Annotated in this window: 22 protein-coding genes; 13 read left to right on the top strand and 9 right to left on the bottom strand. The window is 73.2% G+C overall.

Features of this window, described 5'->3' with window-relative positions:
• Positions 1-44 precede the first annotated feature (44 nt).
• A complete protein-coding gene (locus B100_RS0105310) occupies positions 45-230 on the top strand; it encodes a hypothetical protein (protein ID WP_024883402.1) in 186 nt (61 codons plus the stop codon).
• A 78-nt stretch (positions 231-308) separates the two neighbouring features.
• Here B100_RS0105310 and B100_RS0105305 read toward each other — a convergent pair whose 3' ends face one another.
• On the bottom strand, positions 309-1,691 hold the full coding sequence (locus B100_RS0105305) for an alpha-lytic protease prodomain-containing protein (protein ID WP_037722459.1): 1,383 nt from the start codon (positions 1,689-1,691) through the stop codon (positions 309-311).
• Between the two features lie 95 nt (positions 1,692-1,786).
• Positions 1,787-2,299, bottom strand: coding sequence for a hypothetical protein (locus tag B100_RS33685; RefSeq protein WP_024883400.1), 513 nt, complete (start codon positions 2,297-2,299; stop codon positions 1,787-1,789).
• 164 nt (positions 2,300-2,463) lie between these two features.
• Between B100_RS33685 and B100_RS0105295 the strand changes: the two genes are divergently transcribed.
• Both B100_RS0105295 and B100_RS0105290 read left to right on the top strand, forming a co-directional pair.
• Positions 2,464-3,663: an aminotransferase class I/II-fold pyridoxal phosphate-dependent enzyme gene (locus B100_RS0105295; protein ID WP_024883399.1), complete on the top strand. Its 1,200-nt coding sequence runs from the start codon at positions 2,464-2,466 to the stop codon at positions 3,661-3,663.
• Positions 3,656-4,387 (top strand): class I SAM-dependent methyltransferase, encoded by a 732-nt coding sequence (locus B100_RS0105290; RefSeq protein ID WP_024883398.1) that lies wholly within the window; start codon positions 3,656-3,658, stop codon positions 4,385-4,387. The genes B100_RS0105295 and B100_RS0105290 overlap by 8 nt, the downstream gene beginning before the upstream one ends.
• Before the next feature lie 124 nt (positions 4,388-4,511).
• Here B100_RS0105290 and B100_RS0105285 read toward each other — a convergent pair whose 3' ends face one another.
• Positions 4,512-4,979, bottom strand: coding sequence for a GNAT family N-acetyltransferase (locus tag B100_RS0105285; protein ID WP_024883397.1), 468 nt, complete (start codon positions 4,977-4,979; stop codon positions 4,512-4,514).
• A 146-nt stretch (positions 4,980-5,125) separates the two neighbouring features.
• Between B100_RS0105285 and B100_RS0105280 the strand changes: the two genes are divergently transcribed.
• Positions 5,126-5,506, top strand: a complete 381-nt coding sequence (locus B100_RS0105280) for a PPOX class F420-dependent oxidoreductase (RefSeq protein ID WP_024883396.1) — start codon at positions 5,126-5,128, stop codon at positions 5,504-5,506.
• A gap of 37 nt (positions 5,507-5,543) precedes the next feature.
• Here the strand turns inward: B100_RS0105280 and B100_RS0105275 are convergent, their stop codons facing one another.
• Positions 5,544-5,957, bottom strand: coding sequence for a zinc ribbon domain-containing protein (locus B100_RS0105275; protein WP_024883395.1), 414 nt, complete (start codon positions 5,955-5,957; stop codon positions 5,544-5,546).
• A gap of 240 nt (positions 5,958-6,197) precedes the next feature.
• On the opposite strand from B100_RS0105275, the gene B100_RS37195 reads away from it, so the two are divergent.
• Positions 6,198-6,365, top strand: a complete 168-nt coding sequence (locus B100_RS37195; protein WP_167534540.1) for a hypothetical protein — start codon at positions 6,198-6,200, stop codon at positions 6,363-6,365.
• Between the two features lie 52 nt (positions 6,366-6,417).
• Here B100_RS37195 and B100_RS0105265 read toward each other — a convergent pair whose 3' ends face one another.
• Positions 6,418-7,575, bottom strand: a complete 1,158-nt coding sequence (locus B100_RS0105265; RefSeq protein ID WP_024883394.1) for a phospholipase D-like domain-containing protein — start codon at positions 7,573-7,575, stop codon at positions 6,418-6,420.
• Between the two features lie 319 nt (positions 7,576-7,894).
• Here B100_RS0105265 and cseB point away from each other — a divergent pair, with 319 nt between their 5' ends.
• The 7 genes from cseB to B100_RS0105230 all read left to right on the top strand — a co-directional run bounded on the left by cseB (position 7,895) and on the right by B100_RS0105230 (position 14,683).
• Positions 7,895-8,593 (top strand): two-component system response regulator CseB, encoded by a 699-nt coding sequence (cseB, locus tag B100_RS0105260; protein ID WP_024883393.1) that lies wholly within the window; start codon positions 7,895-7,897, stop codon positions 8,591-8,593.
• A 15-nt stretch (positions 8,594-8,608) separates the two neighbouring features.
• Positions 8,609-9,856: a sensor histidine kinase gene (locus B100_RS0105255; protein ID WP_024883392.1), complete on the top strand. Its 1,248-nt coding sequence runs from the start codon at positions 8,609-8,611 to the stop codon at positions 9,854-9,856.
• Positions 9,857-10,331: 475 nt separating this feature from the next.
• Positions 10,332-11,315, top strand: a complete 984-nt coding sequence (locus tag B100_RS0105250) for a D-alanyl-D-alanine carboxypeptidase (protein WP_051489942.1) — start codon at positions 10,332-10,334, stop codon at positions 11,313-11,315.
• A gap of 6 nt (positions 11,316-11,321) precedes the next feature.
• On the top strand, positions 11,322-12,299 hold the full coding sequence (locus tag B100_RS0105245) for an endonuclease/exonuclease/phosphatase family protein (protein ID WP_024883390.1): 978 nt from the start codon (positions 11,322-11,324) through the stop codon (positions 12,297-12,299).
• Between the two features lie 139 nt (positions 12,300-12,438).
• Positions 12,439-13,014, top strand: coding sequence for a dihydrofolate reductase family protein (locus B100_RS0105240; protein WP_024883389.1), 576 nt, complete (start codon positions 12,439-12,441; stop codon positions 13,012-13,014).
• Between the two features lie 115 nt (positions 13,015-13,129).
• Positions 13,130-13,975, top strand: coding sequence for a hypothetical protein (locus B100_RS0105235; RefSeq protein WP_024883388.1), 846 nt, complete (start codon positions 13,130-13,132; stop codon positions 13,973-13,975).
• Positions 13,976-14,050: 75 nt separating this feature from the next.
• Entirely contained in the window at positions 14,051-14,683 is a 633-nt protein-coding gene (locus B100_RS0105230; protein ID WP_024883387.1) for a peptidoglycan-binding protein, read from the top strand.
• 26 nt (positions 14,684-14,709) lie between these two features.
• Here the strand turns inward: B100_RS0105230 and B100_RS0105225 are convergent, their stop codons facing one another.
• Both B100_RS0105225 and B100_RS36910 read right to left on the bottom strand, forming a co-directional pair.
• The gene (locus B100_RS0105225) at positions 14,710-17,124 is read right to left on the bottom strand and encodes a SpoIIE family protein phosphatase (RefSeq protein ID WP_024883386.1); all 2,415 of its coding nucleotides are present in this window, start codon (positions 17,122-17,124) and stop codon (positions 14,710-14,712) included.
• A 270-nt stretch (positions 17,125-17,394) separates the two neighbouring features.
• Positions 17,395-18,012, bottom strand: coding sequence for a L,D-transpeptidase family protein (locus tag B100_RS36910; RefSeq protein WP_024883385.1), 618 nt, complete (start codon positions 18,010-18,012; stop codon positions 17,395-17,397).
• A gap of 199 nt (positions 18,013-18,211) precedes the next feature.
• Between B100_RS36910 and B100_RS0105215 the strand changes: the two genes are divergently transcribed.
• The gene (locus tag B100_RS0105215) at positions 18,212-20,929 is read left to right on the top strand and encodes an AAA family ATPase (protein ID WP_024883384.1); all 2,718 of its coding nucleotides are present in this window, start codon (positions 18,212-18,214) and stop codon (positions 20,927-20,929) included.
• Positions 20,930-21,041: 112 nt separating this feature from the next.
• Here B100_RS0105215 and B100_RS0105210 read toward each other — a convergent pair whose 3' ends face one another.
• Positions 21,042-21,416 (bottom strand): hypothetical protein, encoded by a 375-nt coding sequence (locus tag B100_RS0105210; RefSeq protein ID WP_024883383.1) that lies wholly within the window; start codon positions 21,414-21,416, stop codon positions 21,042-21,044.
• A gap of 398 nt (positions 21,417-21,814) precedes the next feature.
• Entirely contained in the window at positions 21,815-22,732 is a 918-nt protein-coding gene (locus tag B100_RS0105205; RefSeq protein ID WP_024883382.1) for a MurR/RpiR family transcriptional regulator, read from the bottom strand.
• Positions 22,733-23,049: the final 317 nt, after the last annotated feature.

Here is a 23,049-nt window from a genome sequence, read left to right as displayed (position 1 = left end):
GATGCGCGTGCGATTACTCACAGCGTCTTCACCTCCGGGGCCGTATGCTTCACGGTATGTCCACCAGTGTTGAACCTTCCTCCGAGCGATCGGCTGCCGAGGTCAACGAGGAGATCCGGGCTCTGTGGCTCCGGTCGGGCGGGACACTCAGCGTCGAACAGCGCGAGGAGTACCAGCGCCTGGTCGAGGAGTGGGCCTCGGCCCACCCGCAGGCGGCCACGGCGGCCTGACCGCCCTCGGCAGCACGACGGGGCACCCGTGAGCGCACGGGTGCCCTTCCCCTCTCTCAGCCCCACATCTCCCCTCTCTCAGCCCCACATCGCCGAGTACTGCCGCCGGTAGGCCTTGCGGTCCTGCTCGGCCCTGATCCAGCGGGACGCCACCAGCGCGACCAGGCTCCCGCCCATCACCAGCAGCCCCGGACCCACGTTCCGCGGGTCGGCCAGCCGCGAGAGCAGCGTCGACGGATCCGGCAGGATGCCACGCACCGGGGCCGACGACCCCGGCGAGGCGGAGCCCGGCGCCGCCGCCCCCTGCGCCTGCGACGGCGCCGGGGAGGGGTCCGCCGCGCCCCCGCCCTCCTGGGGCGCCACGATCAGCCGCACGTCCAGGTCGGTCAGCGCCTTCGTCAGCGGCTGGAAGTACGTCGTACCGCCCGCGCGGCAGTCGCCGCTGCCACCGGACGTGACGCCGAGCGCGACACCCTCCGAGAACATCGGCCCGCCGCTGTCGCCCGGCTCCGCGCACACGTCCGACTCGATCAGCCCGCCGACCGTGCCCTCCGGGTAGTTCACCGTCACGTCGAGCGCGGTCACCTCCCCGTCGCGCAGCCCGCTGGTGCTGCCGCTGCGGAAGATCCGCTGCCCCACGGTCGGGTCGGCCACCCCGGTGATCCGCACACCCTTGCCGCCGCCCACCGCGACCACACCGGGGTCGGCCCCCGCCTTGCCGCCGGCGTAAGCGATCAGCGAGTAGTCGTCCCCCGGGAAACTGAGCCCGACGGTCGTGCCGACCGCCTGCCGGCCCCCGTTGTCGGCGAACCACACCGACCCCTCCGGGCCGCAGTGACCGGCCGTGAGGATGAAGTCCTTCTCCCCGTCGGTCACGTTGAACCCGGCCGAACAGCGCCCGGCCGTCGACAGGATCGGCAGGGCCCCGTTGAGGCGGGTGCTGAAGGCGCCCCCGACCCGCTCCATCCGCACGAAGTCCCCGATGCCGTCCGCGACGTCGGTCAGCGCCGACCAGTCGTCCGCGGACACCGTGGTGTCGCCGCGCACCACCACCTGGTTGGTCCGGTAGTCCTTGAGCCAGGCCGTGCCGGGGACGCGCGGCGCCGAACTCAGCGTCCTCGTGGCGGAGTCGAAGTCGTCCATGCTGTGGCGCACCATCTTCGGCTCGACGCCCGCCGCCCGCACCTCGGCCGCCGCCTCCGCGTCGGTGACCGCGACCACCGTCCGGCCGTCCGGGCCGATCCAGCTGCCCGCCGTACGGGACGTGCCCAGCCGCTGGACCAGAGCAGCGCCCGGCCCCGCAGCCTTGTCGGTGGGGGCGGCGGTGGAGAACGGGACGGCGTCGGGCGTGCCCGGCTCGCCGGCCACGGCCTGCGTGACCATCGTGGCGCCCAGCAGGAGTCCGCCGACGGCCGCCAGCCGTGTCACTCGCCGGACCACCCGTCGTCGTGCGTGCCTCATGCATGGCTCCAGAACCTCGACACGCGGTGCGCGCACCGCGGGGCCTCCTCCGAGCCGAGTGCCCCCCGTCCATACGGACCCGGGACCCGCCGCGTTCAGTCCGGACGCACGTCGATGTGCGCGGCCTCGCGCTCAACCGGCCGCACGCGCCGGGGAGTCGGGGGCGCCGAGGGCCGGCACGGCCGCGCTGCGGGCGTCCCCCCCCACACCGACGCCGGGTCCACGTAGGGGCGCGACAGCGGGACGAGCCGCGGGTCGCCGACGCCGCGCAGTGCGTCGCCGGCCGCCTTACGGGCGATCCCGGCGGGGAAGTCCGCCAGCCGCACCCGTGGATCGTCCCGCGCGACGACCAGCCGCACCTCCCGCAGTGCGACACCGGAGTGCCGGGCGGTGTCCTCGGTCCAGGCGATGCGCTCGGCCGTCAGCAGGTTCTGCCGGTCGTGCACCAGCCGCGCCGGACGGTGCCCGGGCCGGCTCCAGTACGCGGCCGTGGCGACGATCGCCGGGAGCAGCGGGCTGAGGACGGGGATGCGCGCCGCCGGGCCGTCGAGCAGCCCCGCCCGGCAGGCCTCGGCCCGCTCGCGCCCCGCCGTCAGCCAAGCCGGCACCGCCGCCGCGGCCGTACCGGCGTACGCCCGGCACAGGTCGTCGAGCGCTCGCCGTCCGACCCCGACTCGTCGCAGGCGATCTCCAGGACCGTCCCGTCACCGTCTCCGGGCGGCGCCCGGAAATCCTGATGTGGGTCCACACCACGCCCCCTATCGTGTGTTTCATGACCAGGATCCCGCACGACACGTCCGGTGAACCGAATCCCCTCACGGCGCTTCCCCTGGATCAGCTGCGCCGTCGCACCAGCATGAAGTGGCGGACCTATCCCGAGGACGTCCTGCCCGTGTGGGTGGCCGAGATGGACGTGCCCGTGGCCGAGCCGGTCGTCCGCGCGGTCACGGAGGCGATGCGGACCGGCGACACCGGGTATCCCGCCGGCACCGCCTACGCCGAGGCGCTGGCCGCCTTCGCCGACAAGCGCTGGGACTGGCCCGAGCTCGCCGTGGAGCGCACCGCGATCGTGCCCGACGTGATGCTGGGCGTGGTCGAGATGCTGCGGCTGGTCACCGGGCAGGGCGACGCAGTCGTGGTGAACCCGCCGGTCTACCCGCCCTTCTTCGACTTCGTGCGGCACGCGGAGCGCCGGGTGGTCGAGGCCCCGCTCGGCGCGGACGCACGGCTCGACCTCGACGTCCTGGAGGACACCTTCCGCGAGGTGACGGCCGGCGGCGGTCGCGCCGCCCACCTGCTGTGCAGCCCCCACAACCCGACCGGCACCGTGCACACCGCCGACGAGCTCACGGCGGTGGCGGCGCTCGCCGAGCGGTACGGGGTGCGCGTCGTCGCCGACGAGATCCACGCGCCCCTGGTGCTCGGTGACGCCCGCTTCGTGCCGTACCTGAGCGTGCCCGGCGGTGAGCGCGGGCTGTCGCTGATGTCGGCGTCCAAGGCGTGGAACCTGGCCGGGCTGAAGGCGGCCCTCGCCGTCGCCGGACCCGGGGCGGGCGACGAGCTGGCGCGGATGCCCGAGATCGTCGGCCACGGACCGAGCCATGTCGGCATCCTCGCCCACACCGCCGCCCTGCGCGACGGCACCGCCTGGCTGGACGCCCTGCTCGCCGGGCTCGACGCCAACCGCCGGCTGCTCACCGCCCTCCTGGCCGAACACATGCCGGCCGTCCGGTACCGTCCGGGCGACGGCACCTACCTCGCCTGGCTGGACTGCCGCGACCTCGGCCTGGGCGACGATCCCGCCGCGGTGTTCCTCGCGCACGGCCGGGTGGCGCTCACGGGCGGGCTGCCCTTCGGCACGGGCGGCGCGGGCCACGCCCGGCTGAACCTCGCCACCTCGCCCGAGGTGCTCACGGAGGCGGTACGGCGGATGGCCGACGCCGTGACGGCGGCGGGCCGCGCCCGTGCCTGACGACTGCTTCGCCGACCCACGCCTCGCGGCCCTCTACGACCCGCTCGACCCCGACCGCGGTGACCTCGGCCCCTATCTGCGCGTCGCCCGGGAACTGGGCGCCCGGCAGCTGCTGGACATCGGCTGCGGCACGGGAGTGTTCGCCCTGCTCCTCGCGGACCACGGCATCGACGTCGTGGGCGTCGACCCGGCCGCCGCGTCCCTCGACGTCGCCCGCGCCAAGCCGGGCGCCGCGCGGGTCCGCTGGATCGAGGGCGACGCGACGGACCTGCCCCCACTCCGGGCCGACCTGGCCACCATGACGGCGAACGTCGCCCAGGCGATCGCGGACCCCGGCACCTGGCGGGCCACCCTGCGCGCCGCCCGGGCGGCACTGCGGCCCGGCGGCCATCTCGTCTTCGAGACCCGCGACCCGGCCCGGCGCGCCTGGGAACGCTGGACCCGCGAGCACTCCTACGTCAGAGCCGACATACCGGGTGCCGGCGGGGTGGCGAGCTGGCACGAAGTGACCGACGTGGACGGCCCGTTGGTGTCCTTCCGGACGACGTTCGAGTTCACGTCGGACGGAGCGGTCCTGACCTCGGACTCGACCCTGCGGTTCCGTGAGCGCGAGGAGGTCGAGGCGGACCTCGCCGACCACGGCTACGTCCTGGAGGACGTACGGGACGCCCCCGACCGCCCGGGCCGCGAGTTCGTGTTCGTCGCGCGCCGGCCGGAGGACTGAAGCCCTGCCTCCCGCTCGGGAACGGTCGGTCCCACGCGGCCGGCGGACGCGCCGGGCGGGCCGCCTTCACGGCGGTGGCACAGCGGTACCGGAGGTGACGGGTCCCGCGTACGGCGGCCGGGGCTCAGCCGGTGTGCCGGGGCTGCCAGAGGTACCGGACGTCCGGCTCGCGTTCCTCGTTGCGCGACCCGTCCGTGTGCTCGACCGCGAGGAAGCCGTGCCGTTCGTAGAAGCGCCGGGCCGGTTCGTTGACCTGGAACGTCCACAGCGCCAGCCCGTCCGGCCGCCGCTGCTTGGCCAGGGCCATGAACTGGTCGCCCAACCCCCGCCCGCGCCACGACGGGTCGAGGTAGAGCTGCTCCAGCTCCCCTCCCTCCAGCACGAGGACCCCCACCACATCGCTGTCCACGACCGCCACCCAGGTCTCGTGACGGGGCACGACCACGTGCGAGAACCAGGCCCTCACCTCGGCGTCGTCATGCGCGCGGCGCACCGACGGCAGGGCGGCGGCGAAGGAACGCAGCCACACATCGGCCGCGCCGAGCGCGTCCGCACGGTCGGCACGGCGCAGGACGACATCATCACTGTTCACAGCGCGAGACTGTCGCAGACCACCCGTCGTACCGCATCCTGATTTCCCGCCGCCCGCCTCCGCCCGCGCCCTCCCGCGATCGCTTCCGGTCACGCTACGGGGACGATTCCCCGCGGTTCGGTCGCGAACGGGCCTACACTCGGGGCATGGACGACGCGTTGCGGGACCGGCTCGGGGCGGGGAAGTACCTGCTGCTCACCAGCTTCCGGAAGAACGGCACGCCCGTCGCCACACCGGTGTGGGTGGTACGGGACGGAGACGCGCTCGGCGTGTGGACCGCCGCCGACTCCTGGAAGGTGAAGCGCGTCCGCGCCCGTGGCGACGTCCTCGTGGGACCGTGCGACGCACGCGGCAACCCGACCGGCGACCAGGTACCGGCCACCGCCGGGGTCTGCGACGCGGACACCACCGCCCGCTATCGGGAGCTGATCGCCCGCAAGTACGGCCTGATGGGCCGGCTGACGCTGCTGGGCAGCCGTCTGCGCCGCGGTGCGAGCGGCACGGTGGGCATCCGCGTCACCCTCTGACCGGCGCCCCGCGCACGGCAGTTGAGCCGGGGCCGGGTCAGGTCCAAGCGCGCAGCGGCTCGTCCACGAGCTGGAACACCGGCTCGCCGCGCACCGGGTCCTTTGCCGTCGACAGCCGCACCCGGTCGCCGCTGTGGATGCCGATGGGCGGGCCCATGACCCGCCCGCGCACCACGAACCCCTCGGCCATCTCGATCAGCGACACGTTGCGCGCCGCCGGCGTGTTGCGGTGCAGAACCGTCGAGTGGCGCACCGTACCGACGCCCTCGCTGGCCTCCGTCCGTAGGTCGCTGCCCTGGCAGACCGGGCACAGCAACCGGTGGTACATCGCCGTGCCGCACCAGGTGCAACGCTGGAAGAGCATCGCGTCCTGGTTCGCGCCCCGCGGTTCGAGCAGGCGCGTCGCGGAACCGGCTGCCTGCTGAGCGACGTTCCCTGAGAAGTGGTACACGCTGGTCAACTCCCTGCACTCGGCCGGACTTCCACGCGCCCGGTCGCCCGGGCACGCGCCTGCCCGGTGGCCGTGCCACCGCGCACAGCCACAGATTATGGCACTGAGTGCCACGAGTAAAGGCACTCAGTACCCTCTTGTGTGGGGCGCGGGCGGCTTTCGCGGCCTTCCGGCATGTGACGGGTCTGGGTCCGCGATGGCCGGGCATACGGGCAACATCCCGACGAGAGGAGCTCGTTCATGCTCGGCATAGTGGCGGCGGTGCTGTTCTTCATCGCCTTTTTGATCAACGCGGCAGAGATCGGAACCAACGAGGTGTTCTCCTCGGTGAACGTCATGCTGCTGGGGCTCACCGCCCTGGCCCTGCATGTCGCGGGCATCGGGGCCGGACGGCCCCGCAGACGCTGACATGACCCCGGCCGGGGGCCCGGCGCCGTGCGTGCGCCGGGCCCCCGGTTCGTCAGTCGCAGGCGCGGGGGTTCGTCCACAGCTGACGGAACTGTTCGATGTACCGGTTGGTGACCCACCCGTTGACGACGCGCAGCATCGCGTCGTTGGCGCGGGTCGCGGAGTTCTCGGTCAGGTTGTAGGAGCCGACGAACACGGCCTTGCGCCACTGGCCCGCGTACTTCGCGTCGAGCACGATCACCTTGTTGTGGCTGTAGCCGTCGCACCGCACATGGGACGAGGCGATGCCCTTGGCCAGCAGGGTGTCCCGCCCCGCGCCCTTCTGCACCACGATCTTCACGTCGCAGCCCAGCGACTCCAGCCGGTTCAACTGGGCGGCGACGCCCGCCGAGTGGGAACTGGAGTCGAGCAGGCCGGCCTCCAGCCACACCCGGTCGTTGCCCTCCGCGCAGGCACTGACGTTGCCCAGCACGTCGGCCACCCGCGTGCTGCCCGGCTGAGGGAAGAAGTACGCCTCGGACAGGTCGTTGCCGCCGTCGTGCGTCCGCGAGGCGTCCGTGCCCCAGGTGACGCCGTCGTAGGTCCAGCCCTTGGCGTTCAGACGGCGCCAGTAGTTGACGTACGCGGAGAACAGCGCGTCGTCGTCCCGCACGACGAGCATGTTCTGCGCGTGCCGGGCCTGCGTCGAACCGATGTTGCTGGACGACTGCAGGACCAGCTTGGTCGCGCCCTTCTTGATCAGGAAGAACTTGTTGCGCATCGCCCCCGAGCCCGGGGTCGCGCAGGCGTCGGCGCAGTACGTGATGCCGATGTCCGCCTTGGCCAGCTCCGCCTTCACCGAGGCGGCGGCCGTGCCGATCACCAGCCGTACGCTCACCCCGCTCCTCGCGGCGTCCACCAGGGACGAGGCGAGGGCCAGGCCGCCGCCGTCGGCCTTCCAGCCGTACAGGGCGACGCGGACGTAGTTGCCCGCCTCCCCGGCCGCCGACGCCCTGGCGGCCGCGTCGACCTTGCCCCTGATCTTGGACACGAGCAGGGTGTCCTCGGTCCCGCCGTAGATGAAGCAGGCCTCGTAGTTCCCGTCCTCCTGACAGCCGGACGTGGCGGCCGAGGCGCTCGGGACGCACAGCGCGGCCAGCAGCAGCGAGAGGGTGAGCGACAGGGCCGATCCGAGCGATCGCCTCTTGCGGGTACGCCAGTTGGAGATCATCCGGCTGACGATAGAAGGGCGCCCGCACGCGGACCCCGCACTTCGGCCACCTTCCGGAACCCGAGGTGTCGGCGACGGCTCGGGTGTGCGGCAGCTGTGCGGCGGCCGTGTATCGGGCGACCGCACGGCTGTGTATCGGCTGTGCGTCCGCCCCGCGTCCTCCCAGCTCGGCCGGGCGGACATGAGCTGTACCCCACCTCCGCCGGCACCGGGGATCACCGACGCGGCGAGGCATCATGGAGTACCGGTCCCCGACCCCGAACCGCGGCCCGGCCTGTCCGCCGCCCCCACCGACCCTGCGACGCCCCGTTGGAAGCACATGCCTGAGACCCCCGCCGTCACCGTCCTCCTCGTCGAGGACGACGAGGTGATCCGCCGGTCCGTCGCCCTGGCCCTGGAGCGCTACGGCTACCACGTGGTCACGGCCGCCGACGGGCTCGGCGGGCTGGAACTGTTCCGCGAGGGCCACCACGACCTGCTGCTGCTCGACGTGATGCTGCCCGGCCTGGACGGCATCGGACTGTGCCGCCGGATCAGGGAGACCAGCACCGCCCCCATCCTGATGATGTCGGCCCGCGGCGACTCCCTCGACGTGGTGTCCGGCCTCGAGGCGGGCGCCGACGACTACGTCGTCAAGCCCGTCGACACCGCCGTCCTCGTGGCCCGTATCCGTTCCCTGCTGCGCCGCGCCACCTTCGCGCCCGCGCGGGCGGGCGGCCCGCCCGGCACGCCGGACCGGCTCGTCTTCGGCGACCTGGCCATCGACCCCGCCGCACTGGAGGTGTACCGGGACGGCACGCGGGTCGAGCTCGCCCCCACCGAGCTGCGGCTGCTCCTGGAGTTCGCCGAGCACCCCGGCATCGTGCTGGACCGGCAGACCCTGCTGCGCAACGTGTGGGACTACGGCTGGGACGGCGACTCCCGGGTCGTCGACCTCTGCGTGCAACGGCTGCGCAAGAAGATCGGCGCCGACCGCGTCGAGACCGTCCGCGGTTTCGGCTACAAACTGCGCCGCTGACCCGGAGAGCCGGACATGCCGATCGTACGGGCGCTGCTCAACCTGCGCTCCCTGCACTGGAAGATCATCCTGCTGGTGAGCGTCGCCTGCGCCACCATGGCCCTCACCGTCGGGGTGCTGGTGCACGAGTCGACGCTGGCCCGGTCGATGCACGAGGGAGCCCTCAGGGCCGCCGACCAGCTCCACCGGGCGGAACAGGACGCACGCCGCACCGGCCAGGCGCCGCCGCTGGCGACACCGGGCGAGCTCCCGGAGTCCCTGCTGCGCCAGGTCGAGCGGCACGGCAGCGGCACCTTCTACGAGGACGGCCCGCCCGCGCCCGCCTACTGGGCCGCCGAACGCAAGGACGGGCAGCTCCACGCCCTCAAGACCGACATGACCGCGGACCTGCTCACCCGGCAGGCCCTGGACCGGCACCTGTGGAAGTACTCGCTGGTCACCCTCGCCGTCGTCATCCCCGCGACGGCCCTCGCCACGGAGCTGCCGGCCAGGCGGCTGCGCCGGGTGGCCCGCACGGCACGCCGCATCGCGGCGGGCGACCTGGAGGCGCGCACCGGGATGGGCCGGCGGGGCGGCGACGAGATCACCGAGATCGCGGCCACGGTCGACTCCATGGCCGACAGCCTGCGCGAGCGCATCGTCAGCGAGCAGCGGTTCACCGCCGACGTCGCCCACGAACTGCGCACCCCGCTGATGGGCCTGGTCACCTCGGCGGGGCTCCTCCCCGAGGGAGAGGCGACGGAGCTGGTGCGGGACCGGGTGCGGGTGCTGCGCGACCTCGTCGAGGACCTGCTGGAGATCTCCCGCCTCGACGCGGGCGCCGAACACGTCCAGCCCCGGCGGGTGGCCCTCGCCGAACTGGTCGAGGAGTCGGTGGCCCGGACCGGCCTCCCCGCGACGGTCACCGCGACCGGCGCGCCGGCCGCCGAGACGGACCCACGCCGGCTGGACCGCATCGTCACCAACCTGGTGGTCAACGCCCACCGGCACGGCGCCGGGCCCGTGGAGATCGCGGTCTCCGGCCTGACGGTCACGGTGCGCGACCACGGCCCCGGCTTTCCGGCCGACCTCCTGGCCCACGGCCCGCAGAGGTTCCGCACGGGCGCGGAGCAGCGGGGCCGGGGACACGGGCTGGGCCTGACGATCGCGCGGGGCCAGGCGAAGGTGATCGGCGCCCGGCTCGACCTCCGCAACCACTCGGCGGACGGGGGAGCGGTGGCGGAACTGCGACTCCCGGACGGGGCCACGCCGCCCGGCCGCTGACCACCGCGGCCCATGACCCGCCGCTTGCGGGCCGCCCTCATACGCCGGCCGCCTGCCGGTCGCCCCAGGGACGTCTGCCCCGTGCTGTGCCCCCGGGGACGCCTGCCGCCTGCTGGTCGCGCTCCAGGGGTGCTCCGCCTGCGGTGTCCCCCTCCCGGATGCCCCACGCCTGCTGGTCACCCCCAGGGATGTTCCCTCCGGCTGGTCACCCCCAGGGTGCTCGCCGCCTGCTGTGCCCCCCGGGATGCCCGCCGCCAGCTGATCCCCCCCCCACGGGTGCCCGCCGCCTGCTGATCACCCCCCACGGGTGCTCGCCGCCCGCCGGTCGTCCCCCCGATGCCTGCCGCCCGCCCCTGATACACAACTGACGTGTCACCGAGTGCCGCCGGTGCTTCGCCGCCCGTCCTCCGGACGCACCACCCCCGCAGCCTTGCTGCCGTACCCGCCGTACGACAGCCCGGAGGTGGCACCCCGCATGTCCCTGTTCCCCGTCCCCCGCAACCGCACGAGGGGCACACTGCTCGTCATGACCGGCCTGACGGCACTGGTCGTCCTGTTCGCCGTGTTCCCGGCCGGCCTCGGCGGGGCGGGAGGTTCCGCCGGGCGGGACACCGCCCCCGCGATGCCGGAGGGCGGCCTCGGGGAGATCGCCGACGACGGCGGCATCCCGTGGCCGGGGGAGGGCCAGACCGCCGTGGCCCTGGAGGGCACCGGCCCGGTGGTGACGCGCGGCACGCAACGGCCCGTACCGATCGCGAGCCTCACCAAGGTGATGACCGCCTACGTCGTCCTCACCGACCACCCGCTGCGGCCCGGCGAGGAGGGCCCCCGGATCGAGGTGGACCGGGAGGCCGCGTACGAGGCCGGCGTGGGCGACGAGTCCACCGTCGTCGTCACGGCCGGCGACCGCCACACCGAGCGGGACCTGCTGGAACTGCTGCTGCTCCCCTCGGCGAACAACATCGCCCGCCTGCTGGCGCGCTGGGACGCCGGGAGCCAGGAGGCGTTCGTACGGAAGATGGAGCGCGCCGCGGACGAGCTGGGCATGCACGACACGACCTACACGGGCGCCAGCGGCATCGAGGTGACGACCACCAGCACGGCCGACGACCAGCTGAAGCTCGCCCGCCGGGCGATGCGCAACCCCGTCCTGCGCGAGATCGTGGCGTCCCGCGAGGCCACCGTCCCCGGCGTCGGCCGGGTGAGCAACAGCAACACGCTGCTCGGCACCTCGGGCGTCGTCGGCCTCAAGACCGGCTCCAGCACCCCGGCGGGAGGCAACCTCCTGTGGGCGTCGGAGATCCACACCGGCGACCGCACCCGCCTCCTCCTCGGCGCGGTGCTGCACCAGCGGGCGAACACCACCCCCGTCGAGGGACTGACAGCCGCCCTGGAGGCCGCCCACGCCCTGATCGACGGCCTCCGCGGCCGGCTGCTGCCGGTACGGACGCAGGGCTGAACGGCGATGACCATCACTCCTGCCCCGGACCGGCCCCGGACGACGGCCGAGCCCCGACCGCCCTGTAGACGGCGTCGCCGAGGTGCGCTGACGACCGCCTGCGCCGTCCTTCTCGCCGCGCTTCTCGCATGCCCCGGTCTGCTGCCCGACAGCCCCGGCCACCTGGGCAGCCTGACCGACACCCTGCTCCCCTGGACGGTCCTCGCGCTCCCCCTGCTGCCGGCCGTGGCCCTGCTGCGCCGCTCCCGTACGGCCCTGGCCGCCGCGGCCCTGCCGCTCGCCCTGTGGTTGACGGCCTTCGGCGGCACGCTCACCGACAAGTCCGCCGGCGGCGGCGACCTCACCGTCGTCAGCCACAACGTCAACCAGGACAACCCCGACCCGGAGGGCACGGCACGCCAACTGGCCTCCGCCCACGCGGACATCCTGGCGCTGGAGGAGCTGAGCCCGGAGACGGCACCCGTCTACGAACGGGCCCTGGCGCCCGCCTACCGCTACCACTTCTTCCAGGGAACGGTCGGCATCTGGAGCGATTTTCCCCTGCACGACGCGCGCAGCCTGCCGATCATGCCGTGGTCCCGCGCCCTGCGCGCCACGGCCGAGACGCCCCAGGGCCCGCTGGCCGTGTACGTGGCACACCTGCCGTCGGTGCGGGTGAGCCCGGCGGCCGGGTTCACCACGCGCGCCCGTGACGCGGCGCTCACCCGGCTGACCGGCGTCATCCGGGCGGAGGACGCCTCCCGGGCCGTGGTCCTGGGCGACTTCAACGGCTCCGCCGACGACCGGACGCTACGCCCCCTGACCTCCCGTTTCGCCTCGGCGCAGGCCACGTCGGGGGCGGGATTCGGCTTCACCTGGCCGTCCGGTTTCCCGGTGGTCCGGATCGACCAGATCCTCGTCGGGGGAGTGCGGGCCACATCGGCCTGGACCCTGCCCGCGACCCGCAGCGACCACCTCCCGGTGGCGGCGCGGATCGCCCTCTGAGGTGCGGGGGCGGAACACCTGAGGAACGGTGGCGGACGAGGCGATGAGCCAGGCACGCCGGCGGAGTCCTCCCTACGTGACCGGCACCCCGCCCGTCCGCCGTCGCCTTCACGCCGACGCACACCCCGAGGAGCCCGCCATGACCGCCACCTACACCTTCGACGTCTTCTCCAGCCTCGACGGATACGGGGGCGCGGGGGGCGACTGGACCGGCTACTGGGGCAAACAGGGCCCGGAACTGCTCGACCACCGCCTCGCCCAGTACGCGGGGGAGCAGCGGATGGTCATGGGCGCCCACACCTACCGGGCCTTCGCCCAGATGCTGGCCACGAGCACCGAGGAGTCGGACGTACGCGACCCCTGGGTCACGCGGCTGCGCGCCCTGCCGGCGACGGTGGTGTCGAACACCCTCCAGGAGCCGCTCGACTGGCCGGACGCCACGGTGGTCAAGGGCGACGCCGTCGACGTCGTGGCCCGCCTCAAGGAGGAGTCCGACGTGCCGCTGCGCTCGCACGGAAGCCTGTCGATGAACCGCGCCCTGATGGCGGCCGGCCTGGTCGACCGCCTCCAGGTGACGATCTTCCCGGTGATCACCGGCCGCACCGGCCTGGACCGTATCTTCGAGGGCGCGGTCGACTTCGACCTGGAACTGATCGAGTGCCGCACCCTGGACGACCGCATCCAGGAATGCGTCTACCGCCCCACCGTGCACTGACACCGCCCGCCGAAGCGGCCCTCCGGTGATCGGGGGACGGCCGACGCCCGTCATGATGAGTCGCACGTCCGTGCCACTCTCATGCGCGGGTCACCGTCGCCCCGAGGAGCCCCCCATGCCGTCCGTCCGCCCGCGGATCCTGTACGTCAGCGACCTGGCCTACCCGGCCCGTGGGCGCCGTTACTGCGACGAGGACATCTTCCTCACCTCCCGGTTGCGCGCGGACGTGGACCTCGCCCTGTGTCATCCCCGGGACGCCGTCGCCCTGATGGGCGGGTTCGACGGCGTCGTGGTGCGCAACAGCGGGCCGGTGCTGGGATACCTGGACGCCTACAAGGCGTTCCGCGCGCACGCCGTCGCGACGGGCACCCCGGTCTACAACCCGCTCACCGGACGCGGGGACATGGCGGGCAAGCAGTACCTGCTGGACCTCACCGAGGCCGGCTTCCCGGTGATCCCCACCGTCGGACGGCCGGAGGACCTGCACCGGCTGCCCCGCGCCGAGCGGTACGTCGTCAAGCCCCGGCTCGGTGCCGACTCCCACGGACTGCGCGTCGTCCCGCCCGGCGAGGTGACCGCCCCGGCCGGCGGCGACGTCCTGGTGCAGCCGTACATCGACTTCGTGTACGAGGTCTCCTTCTACTTCGTCGACCACACCTTCCAGTACGCCCTCCACGCCCCCGACCCCGCGCGGCGCTGGCAGCTCGAGCCGTACCGGCCGACCGCGGGCGACCTGGACTTCGCCCGCCGCTTCGTCGAGTGGAACACCCTCGCCCACGGCATCCAGCGGGTCGACGCCTGTCGCGCGCCGGGCGGGGAACTGCTGCTGGTCGAGCTGGAGGACCTCAACCCGTACCTCTCCCTCGACGCCCTCGACGACGCGCGGCGCGACGCGTTCGTCACCGCGATGTCGGCCTCCCTGCGCGACTTCCTGCGCGGAGCCGCCGGCCCCCGGAGCTGAACCGGCGGGGCCCCGCGCACGTACCTCCTGCCGTAGACGGATCGACTCCCCCGTCCGGTACGGAAGGAGAGCGACGTGACGACAGCGCAGGGGCCCGGGTCCCCTGACGGACCACCCCTCGAACCCGTCCGCGTGCTGCGCCCGCGCCGCACCGACGCCCTCGCGGAGCTGTTCCGGGACATCGAGCGGGGCGACGACGAGGAGGTGGCGCCCCCTCCGCCGCCGGAGGGGTCCGAGGAGGTCACCCGCGAACTCCCGCCGGTGCCCGCCGGCCCGCCACCGGCCCCGGCCCGCCCGTCCCGGTTGCGCCGCGCCGCTCCGGCCCTCGTGGTGGGCGTCGCCGCGCTGGCCGGCTTCGGGGGCGCGCTCCTGTTCACCCAGCCCCCGCCCGACGACAACGCGGCACCGGCCGCCCCGGCGACGACCGCCCCCACGACCGGCGTCCCCACGCCGGCCGGCCCGTCGGCCCCGGCCGAGGCGGGCTTCCTCCGCGAGGGCGACACGGGACCCGAGGTGGCCGCCCTCCAGGAACGGCTGCTGCGCGTCCCGGACGTCTACCGCGACGCCACCACGGACGGCCGCTACGACACCACCCTCACCGAGGCGGTCGCCCGCTTCCAGCTCTGGTACGGCGTCCGCGGCGACGAGACCGGCGTCTACGGCGACGACACCCGCCGGGTCCTGGAGACCCACACGGGCGGCCCCTGACCCCTGAGGCTGTCCCCCGCAGGGGGCTAGAAGTCCCGCGGCACGCGGATGTCCAGGACGCACACGTCGTCCCGGCGCTCCCCCTCCAGCATCGCGTCCAGCAGCGTCCCGAGGGCGCCGGCGCCGGCGCCCTCGGCGTCGGCGGGGTGGGTGAGCGCGGCGTCCGCGAGGCGGGCCAGGCCCACGTCGATGTTCTCCGGCGGACGCTCGACCAGACCGTCCGTGTACAGCAGCAGCCGGTCGCCCGGTTCGAGGAGGTACTCGGTCTCCTCGAAGTACGGGGCGTCGGTGGCGCCGAGCAGCATGCCCGGGGGCCGCGGCAGGTACGTCGCCTCGCCCCCGCGCAGCAGCAGTGGCGGCGTGTGGCCCGCCTGGGCCCAGACCAGGCGCCGGTCCGCCGCGTGGTAGCGGGCGAGGGCCATCGTCGCGGTGCCGTGGGCGTCCCGGGAGTGCAGCAGCAGCGTGTTGAGCCGGGCCAGCGCTCCGGTCAGCGACGAACCGGTGCTGACCATGCCCTTCGCCGTGAACCGCAGCTGCGCCATCGTGGCGACGGCGTCCACGCCGTGGCCCGCGACGTCCCCGACGACGAACAAAGCGTCCCCGTCGGGCAGTTCGACGGCGCTGAACCAGTCGCCGCCGACATGGATGCCGGCCTGCGCGGGCAGGTAGGCGACCTCGACGCGCAGCCCCGCCAGGTTGACCACCTTGTCGGGCAGCGGCAGCAGGGCGTTCTGCAGCCGCGCCACCAGGACCCGCTCGGACTGCAGCACGTCGTGCTGGGTGAGGATCGCCCGCTCGCTCTCCACGAGGGCGAGCTCGGCCCGCCGTCGCGCGGTCAGGTCCTGCACCACCCCGTGCACCTCGACGGGCGTGCCGTGGGAGTCGGCCACCACCTCGGCGACGAACCGCAGATGCCGTACGCCGCGCCCGCCGCGGACCCGGAACGAGGCGTCGAACGGCTGTCCCTCGCGCAGCAGCGCCTTGACGGCCGCCTCCAGCGGGGGCCGGTCGTCGGACAGCGCGAGCGCGGGAACGTCGACGAGCCGTACCGGCCCGTCCGCCGGGTCCCGGTCGAGGATCGCGAAGACCTGCGCCGACCAGGAGGCCTCGTCCTTGGAGAGGTTCCAGTTGGCCCAGCCGAGGTTGCCCAGCCGCTGCAGCTCGGCCAGCCGCTGCTCCTGCCGGTCCGAGGAGGCGTGCCGGAGCCAGGTGACGACCAGCGCGTCCTCCAGACGCGTCACCCGTACCGAGTAGGTGGCCAGCTCCAGGGCGCCGTCCACGGCCTCCTGGTGCGCGAACGGCTCGCTCTCGTACGGCCCGGCGCCGGCCAGGGTGTCCAGGCAGCCCTGCCACATCGGCAGGTCGGTCAGGTCGGGCCGCACCTCCCGCAGCCGACGTCCGGTCGGTTCGCCCGAGGGGCTGCCGAGGAGGTCGGCGGCCTGGGCCGTCGCGGCGTCGACGCGGAAGTCCTCGACGTCGCCGGACGCCCCGCCCAGCGGGGTGAGCAGCATCGCCGGGACGGGCAGGGCCGCGAACAGTGCCTGGACCGCGTCCGTGTGTGTGTCGTCGGCGGCCTCCGTGGGAGCGGTGAAGGTGCGCAGGCGGCCGGCGCAGAGCCGGATCATCGCGTGCAGGTGCGCGCGGTCGCGCGGGGAGAAGGCGCCGGGGCGTGCGCGCAGCACCCCGATGGACAGGTGGGAGCCGTCGCCGCCCGCCAGCGGCAGCCAGACCCGGGACTGCCAGCGCTCGGGCGGCTCGCCGATCAGCAGGTACCGCGTGCTGTCCTCGGCGAAGTTCTCCAGCCAGCGAGGTTCATCGGAGCGCAGGGCGTCCAGCACGGCGACCCCGCTGAACGGCGGGACCTGACGCCATCGGGCGGCCAGCCCTTCGTCGACGCCGGCGTGCCCGACCAGTTCCAGGCCGCCTTCGGGCCGCCGGGCGTAGATCATCACCGAGTCTGCGTCCAGCTCAGGGGCGAGGTGGTCCAGCAGGCACCGGGCGAGGGTCTGGTGCGTGTCCACGTGGACCAGGGCGCGGCCGAGGCGGGCCAGGGCGTCGGCGACGTCGTCGGGGGCCGAGAAGGGCGCCGGGGCGTCCACGAGAGCCGCGGCCGCCGCGTCCTTGTCGCCGGAGTCGGGGCCGCCGGTGGCCGCGTCGGTGCCCGGCCGGGCGGGCGTCTGTTCGCCGAGGGTGATCCAGCACTCCTCCAGCAGGGTGCGGCGGGCGGCCTTGGCACGCCCGTGCAGGGTCTCCTCCGCGGCGTCGGCGGTACAGCCCGTCCGAGCCATCACGACGCCCTTGGCGCGCTCCACGACGACGGTCGTCGCGGCCTGCTCGCGCAGCCGGTCCATCTCCGCGCGCTGCTGGGCGACGACCCTGGCCAGTTCGACCAGGTCCGGGACTGTTCCGGGCTCGACCGGGGCAAGGCGATCGCTCTTCACATCCCGAGCATGGCATACCCGCGCGGGTTCGTTGACCGGCTTGTTCCTACGGATTCCCGCCCGGCCCGGATCACGGCGCTCACGCCCGGGCACGGGGGCCCGGGAGTGAGCCCCCGACCCCACGGACCCCGGACGCCCCCACCCGGGGCCGTGCGTCACGCCGCCCGCCCTGGGGCCCCGCCGATGCGGGAGTGCGGACGTTCCGTCCCCGGATGCCGAAGCCTCCGGGGACGGAACGTCCGGCGAACTGCGTCGTGCGCTACGCGCGGATCAGCGCACCGTCAGCAGGGTGGCGCGCCCGTGCTTGTTCATGTAGCTGAACAGCTGGGCGATGTGGTGGGGGTGGAGCTTGATGCAGCCGTAGGACTTGTAGTCCGACACCCCGTCCCAGCGCTGCGGGCTGTCGGCTCCCTTGCGTGGCCCCTGCTTCCTGTGCTTGGTCATCTCGCTGTGGATGAACAGCGCGTTGCGCTCGGTCTTACGGGGGTGGCACTTCTTGGCGGGCAGACCGATGGCGTACCCCTTGATCGTCCCGTTCCGGCTGGTCTCGAACGACGACGGTCGGTACGTGCCGTTGGGGAGCCACCCTGCGTTCGAGGCGCATTCGTCCCGGTACCGCTTGCCCGCCTTCGTCCCGTTGTCGGCCGCGGTTCCCAGACCTGACCCGGCGCGGTAGCTGGTGACGTGGGTCCTGCCGTTCCAGACCTGAAGCGTCGAGTTGGACGGGTCCTTCTTGTTCTTCACGAACACCAGCGCCACAGCGGACGCGGCCGTGGCGTGAGGAGCCGACGGTGTACCGGCGGTCGGCTGGGCGGTGGCGGTGACCGCTCCGGTCGTGAGTACGGCCGCGGTGGCGATCCCCACCACCAGCCTGTTCATCATGTTCATGGTGATGTGCTTTCTCCCGTGTTGTCCGCCCTTGCCGCAGGGCGTCGGCCGGACGTTCCGTGCCGTTGGGCACGACTGTTCCGTAGCCGGGCGAGGAGAACACCAGTGCAAGTAATCTCCGCATTTGCGGTGCAATGTGCATCTCCGTAACCTGCTGCCTCTCGGTTGCACTGCAACAAAGGACAGGCGGTAGCGGCAGTTGACGACGGGGGAAGAGGACTGCTTCGAGAGCCTCGCGTACGGCCTTGTACGGGCGCTCGACGCATGGGCCGTGTGCGTGGACAATGCGGTGTCGAGGGGCCGACCGGCGCGCAAGACGTTGGTCAGGTTGTTGGAGCGGGAGCGGCACACCCCGGAGTGGGCGGCGCGCGCCGCCATCGACGGGCCCCTGCTGTCGTACTGGCTCCGCGGTCGTGGGCAGTTGCTTCCCGGCACCAAACACAACCGGCTCCCCGGTGTCGAGGACAGCGCGGCCGTCGCTCGAGCGCTGAAGGCGCAGGCACCCGGCAACGCCGAGCGGCTGCCTGCCATCGGCCGGGAGATCTCCGATCTGGCGACCAGGCTCCAGGAGACGGCCGGACGCGGGTGGCGCCGTCGTATCGGCGAGAGCGGCTTCGTCCAGGCGGGCGGGACGGGCGCCCCGCCGCGACAGCGCGGTAACCAGGGCCGGCGGGACGTGCGGGTTGGCGGTGCCGCGCATGTGCCGGCCCCGCGGGCTCCTGTCGGGCATGGCATGGAGCAGGCGACGAGCTTCGTCGGCCGGACGTCCGAGCTCGTCGCGGGCAGCGCGCTGCTCGACCGCGGCCGACTTGTCACGCTCGTCGGAGTCGGAGGTGTGGGCAAGACCCGGCTGGCCCAGCGCCTGACCAGGGACGTGGCACATCGCTTCGAGGACGGCGTCCACTGCGTGGAGTTGGCCGATCTCCGCCACGGCCATTCCGTGGCCGCGGCAATCACCGCGGCATTCGGTCTGCACGTCTCGGCCGAACAGGATCCGTTGCACGAGCTTGCCACCGCGTTGCAGGGACGCAGGGTGCTCCTGTTCCTCGACAACTGCGAGCATCTGCTGGACGGGTGTGCCAGGACCGTCCGCACGCTGCTGGCCCTGTTGCCGGGACTCCGCGTCATCGCCACCAGCCGTCAGCCCCTCGACATCGGCGAAGAGCATGTGCTGCGGGTGATGCCCCTGGACGTTCCCCCTGTGCGCGACGGGAGCCTGAGGCGGAAGGAAGCCACCGGGCTCATCTGTCCGAGATCCTCGGCCGTCGCCCTCTTCACGGACCGAGCCGAGGCCGCTTGTCCCGGATTCCGGGTGACCAGCACCAACCAGGCGGCGGTCATTCAGGTATGCCGCCTGCTGGACGGCCTGCCCCTGGCTCTTGAGATCGCCGCACGTCGGCTGCGCACGCTGACGCTGGAGGAACTCGCGCAGCGGATCGAGCACCGGTTCTGCCTGCTCGGTCCGGGAGGCGGCGAGCGCACCGCGCCTCCGCGACACCGCGCACTGCGTGCGCTGTTCGACTGGAGCTGGGACCTGTGCACCGCTGACGAACGGGCCGCCTGGCAACAGCTGTCGCTGTGTGCCGGGGGAGTGCTGCTGACTGATGCCGAGCAGCTCTGCGGGGCTGCCTTCACCCGAGGAACGCGGGCTCCGGTCGGCGACCGTGCTGTCGACGCCTTCGCAACCCTGTCCGGACTTGTGGACAAGTCCCTCGTCAACAGGGTGGACGCGGGCGGTCACACCCGGCTCCACATGCTTGAGACGGTCCGCGCCTACGGGCTGGAGCGTCTCAGGGAGAGCGACCACGGGCAGCAAGCCGTACGCCGCCACCGTGCCTGCTTCCTCGATCTCGCGGCGCGGGCGGGAGCCGCCTACGGCTCCGCCGAGCAGGCCAACTGGTTGCGGCGGTTGCGTCCCGAGCACCCCAACCTGCGACAGATCTTCACCGAGGTCCCGCCGGCCGGGGAGCCCGCCGAAGCCGTCCTGCGCGCGGCTCAGGGACTCTGGCTGCACTGTCTGACGTCGGGCAAGGTGGGCGAAGGCGCTCACTGGATGCAGATGATCATCGACCGTCACCCACTCCCGTCCGAGTCGCCGGGAGCGGTCTTCTCCTGGTGCCGCGCCGCCTGGGTCGCCGGCTTTCTGCTGCTGATGCACGGCGACCGCGACAACGCCGACCGGGTGATCGGCAAGGCTGACCAGCGGCTGGCAGACCTGTCCGCTTCACCCGGCCCGTCAGACGTGACGGCGGACGAAGGGGAGCGGGCCGAGCTTGCCGCCGCCTTCCTCCAACTGCGGGGGCTGGCGGCCCTCATGGAACAGGACATCCCGCAGGCTTCCGTGTACGCGCTGTCCTCACTGACCTCCGGGCGGTGGTCGGCGATGCTGCTGACGCAGCCACAGTGCCTTGCTCAACTCGGTCTCGCCGCGGTGATGCGAGGAGATCGCGTGCGTGCCCTCGCCCTGCTGAAGGAAGCCCTCGCCATCTCCGCGACGCGCGGTGACACATGGCATCGGTGCTACCTGCTGTGGATCCTCGCCATCATCCACGGCGAAGCCGGGGAGATTCCGGAGGCCCTCGGCCTTCTGCGGTGTGCCCTCCGACTCGTGCAGGACATCGAGGAGCGCATGGGAGAGGCGGTACTGAGCGACACCCTTGCCTGGCTGCTTGCCTCGCAGGGCGACGCCCGCTCGGCAGCGCTTGTGCTCGGAGCTGTGGACCGCGTGTGGAAACCCTCCGGCGTTCCCCGGCATTTCGGATTCGCGCACATGGCCGCTCACCGCCGGCGAGCCGTGGAACAGGTACGTCGGACGCTCGGGGAGACGGCCTACGCGCACGTCTACCGGGAGGGTCAACGTCTCGCCCTGCGCGACGTGCTGGAAACCGCCTTCGCCGGACACGGTGCCCTTGACTGACATCACAGTCAGTGGGCCGACAAGGGCATCGGCTCCGGGCAGGCACTGCGCCTTCACCGATAGGAGCGGGGCCCGGCCCACGGGGCCCCGCCGGCGCGGGCTCGCCGCCCGGTCAGCGGCCGCTTTCGTCCAGTGCCTGCGTGACCGCCCGCACGCTGCGGGCGATGTGCTGGAGCTGCATCAGCTCGGCGGCGTACAGCTTGATGGTGTGCTCGATCACGCCCTCGTGCAGTCCCAGCCGGGGCAGGTCGGCCCGTGCGGTCCGCAGGGCGGTGCGCGCCACCCGGATCTCGTGCTCGACCTGGATCTGGGCGTGCCGGGCCAGCAGGACGGGGTGCCGGATGAACGCCGGGTAGCTCGCGTACCGCGCTGGTACCAGCCCGCGCAGCCACTTGGCCGCCGAGCGTTCCCAGTCGTAGCTCCCGGGGGGCTTGACCTGGCAGGGCCAGTCGGGGCTGAGGCGCGTGGACGTCAGGGGCATGATCATCGCTTCCGGGTCTACGGCGTCGCCGGCGCGGACGACGGGGTGGGGCGGCCCCGGTCTAGGGGATGACCGGGACCGCCACGGGTGGCCGGGCAGGGGAGGCCCGGCCGAACACCCGGGCCGCCGGTGCGGGTAGGAGCCGGCGGCTTCGGGTGTTCGCGCGGGTGCCCGGTGGAAACCGGTTCCGGGCCGCGGCGGTGGTGCGTGCAGCGCATGGCGGACCGTCGGCCTCCAGGGGCGGGCGGGTGCGGTGGGCGGAACGCGGTCCGGAGCGGCCGGGCCGTGATCCGTGAGCAGTATTTATATATGCCAACCGGTTTTCAAGACGTATGAAAACATTCACGCCTGCTTCGAAGCGGGCGGTGACGGCGACGACCGGCGGGTACCGGCTCGGTCCTGGCTCAGTCCCGGAGGAAGAACTGATGCTCGTCGGCCACCTGTTCGTAGTCCTCCAGCCGGGCCTGCGTCCGCTCCGGATCGGCGTCCGTCATGGCCTGCAGCAGCGCCGCGCACATCACGCCGGGAGCGGCGTAGGAGTCGAACACCAGGCGGGAGCCGGTGCCGGTGCCGAACGTGACGTCCGCCTCGTCCACGAGCGGCCCGAGCGCCAGATCGGTGATCAGCGCGACCTTCAGCCCTGCGCTGCGCGCCACCCGGATCGCGGTGAGGGTCTCCTGCGCGTGCCGCGGCATGGAGAAGGCCAGCACCCAGGTGCCGCCCGCTTCCCGCGACTGCAGCAGCGCGTCGTAGGCCACGCTGCCGCCCAGCGTCACCAGCCGCACGTCCGGGTGGATACGGCGCGCGGCGTAGGCGAAGTACTCGGCCAGGGAGACGGAGATGCGCAGCCCCAGCACGGTGAGGGGCGCGGACGCGGACAGCTTGCGTCCGACCTCGATGACCCGGTCGGTGTCGGCGAGGTCCCGCCGCAGGTTCTCCAGGTTCTCGATCTCCGCGTCGACCGCGGCCTGCAGCTCGTTGGCCCGGTTCTCCTCGGCGTGCCCGCCGGAGCGGGTGCCGAGGGTGATCGCCTGGAGCCTCTCCCGCAGCGCGGGGTAGCCGCTGAAGCCGACCGCGGAGGCGAAGCGGGTCACCGACGGCTGGCTCACCCCGATCCGGTCCGCGAGGTCGGTGATCGACAGGAACGCCGCCTCGGTGATGTGCTCGATGAGGTACTGCGCGATGCGCCGCTGGCCGGGGGAGAGCCGGGGACGGTCGAAGAGGGTGCGGAGCTGGGCCGTCGGGGACAATTCCGTGTCCGGGCCCGCCTTCCCCGAGGTGATCGCGGATGCCTGTGCGCGTGCCTGCTGCGGCGATGGCACCGGTGCGCCTCCTTCGTCTCCCACGAGGGTTCAACATAGCCCACACACCCGGGTGACCAGCCGCGTCACCCACCCCGCTCCGGCCCCGCCGTCCCGGTGCTCTCCGCCCCCGTATCGCCCTCGCTTCCCGCGCGGGACCGGCGCCCGCACAGCCCCCGCCTCCCGGCCGAAACCCACCCCACACCGCCCCCACCCCCCCGGCCGGGACCACCCGCGCACAGCCCCCGTTATCTTTTTCGCGGTCCTGCAAGAGGGCCGCTGGCCTCCGGGCCCGGCATGACTGTTGCCCCCTGTCGATGGGATGACCTGGGGGGTGG

Source organism: Streptomyces sp. CNH189, assembly GCF_000527195.1.
The sequence above is the reverse complement of the archived record's forward strand: the minus strand, read 5'-3'. Positions and strand labels throughout refer to the sequence as shown.